Source organism: Streptomyces sp. NPDC101166 (assembly GCF_044768125.1).
GTDB lineage: Bacteria > Actinomycetota > Actinomycetes > Streptomycetales > Streptomycetaceae > Streptomyces.
In genome coordinates this window covers 1-1,883 of sequence record NZ_JBIWPF010000071.1, presented here as the reverse complement: position 1 = coordinate 1,883, position 1,883 = coordinate 1, and the positions used below count along the sequence as shown (strand labels likewise).

The 1,883-nt window shown below is 71.2% G+C and carries 2 protein-coding genes; both read left to right on the top strand.

Annotated features, from left to right (window positions below; translation table 11 throughout):
* Positions 1 to 896, top strand: an 896-nt coding sequence (locus ACIRS4_RS36360) for an AraC family transcriptional regulator (protein ID WP_404204258.1), incomplete at its 5' end; no start/stop codon positions are given.
* A gap of 135 nt (positions 897 to 1,031) precedes the next feature.
* The coding region (locus tag ACIRS4_RS36355; RefSeq protein WP_404204256.1) for an SDR family oxidoreductase at positions 1,032 to 1,883 on the top strand (852 nt) is incomplete at its 3' end.

Genomic DNA, 1,883 nt, shown 5'->3' with positions numbered 1-1,883 from the left:
CCCCGGCGATGATCGCCAACCCGCAGGCCCGCGTGACCGTGGAACAGGCGGCGGCACTGACGCGGTCGATGTGGAAGCTCACCGGCGACGAGCTGTTCGGGCTCGGGCCCGAGCTGCCGCGCGGATCGCTGAACCTGGTGGGCATGAACATGGTGCACGCCGAGGATCTGCGCGGGGTGATCGTCCGGGCCTGCGAAGCCACCGCCGTGATCCCCGGGGCTCCCACCCTGACCGCCGAGATCGGGCCCGAACTCACCCGGATCGAGTTCGACATGACCCGCCTCGACGACCCGGAGCATCTGGGCACCGAACTGGTGCTGGCCATGGTGCACCGCCTGACCAGCTGGCTCATCGGCCGCCGCATCGCGCTCCGGAAAGTCGAATTCCCCTATCCCGCACCGCCGCACGCCGACTTCTACGACGTGATCTTCGGCCGCCTGCCGACCTTCGACGCCGACCGCAGCGCCTTCACCTTCGACAGCGACCTGCTCACCGCACCCGTCGTCCGCACCGAACCCGAGATGCGGGAGTTCATCCGGGCCATGCCCATGACCTGGTACGCGGTCCGCGACTACGGCTCCAGCACCGGCGAACAGGTCCGCCGCGCCCTCGCCCGCGGCCTCACCGGTGCATGGCCCACCTCCGACGAGATCGCCGCCCGGCTCAACGTCAGTGCCCCGCACCTGCGTCGGCTGCTGCGCGAGGAGGGCACCTCGGTGAGCCGGATCAAGGAGGAGATCCTGCGCGACGCCGCGGTCGCCAGCCTGGTCCGCGGCGAGGAGTCGGTCGAGGAGCTGTCGGAGCGTCTGGGCTTCTCGGAAGCGAGCGCCTTCCGCCGCGCTTTCCGCCGCTGGACCGGCAGCCCGCCCGGCGCCTACCGCTCCGGGGGCGAATAGCCCGCACGTCCCCATGCTCGCCGCGGTCACGGATCCCGCACGACGCGGTCATAGTGGCGCGGCCTTCCCGCGACGGACGATCGAAGCGAGCGTGTCCGGTCGGTCCGGACCGGTTGCGCGGGAGGACGGTTCGCAATGACGCAGGCCAGAGTGGGTGGATCCGTGGTCGCCATCACCGGCGGCGCCCGGGGTATCGGCAGGGCCACAGCCGAGGCGTTCGCCAGATCCGGCGCACGGGTCGCGATCGGTGACCTGGACGCCGAACTGGCGAAGACCACCGCGGCGGAGCTCACGGCCGCCACCCGCACCGAGGTGGTCGGCCTGCCACTCGACGTCGCCGACAGCGCGTCCTTCGAGGACTTCCTGGATACGGCCGAGCAATTGCTGGGCCCGGTGGACGTCCTGGTCAACAATGCGGGCATCATGCCGACCGGCGAGTTCCTCGACGAGACACCGGCGATGACCGAACTGCAGATCGACGTCAACATCCGTGGCGTGATCATCGGCTCCCGGCTCGCGGGACGACGATTCGCCGCCCGCGGGCGCGGTCACCTCGTGAACATCGCCTCGTTGGCCGGCGTCACCGGCGAGCCCGGGCTGGCAACCTATTGCGGCACCAAGCATTTCGTCATCGGATTCACCGAGGCACTGCGCCGGGAACTACGTCCCGGCGGGGTCGGCGTGACCATGGTGCTGCCCGGGTTCATCAATACCGAACTCGCCGCGGGCACCCGGCCGCCCGCGTGGTCTCGGGCGCTGGCCGTCCGTGAACCGGAGGATGTCGCGGCGGCGGTCATGGCCGCGGTGGTCCGCGACGCCGGAACCGTCACGGTGCCCGCCGCTCTGGGCGTGCTGCTGACGGCCACCCGGTTGGTGCCGGGCCGGGTGCGGCCGACGGTCGTGAACGCGCTCGGCTTCGGCGCGATCTTCACCGCGCCGGACCGGGCGCAGCGCGAGAAGTACCACCGCCGTCTGGCCGGCGAGCAG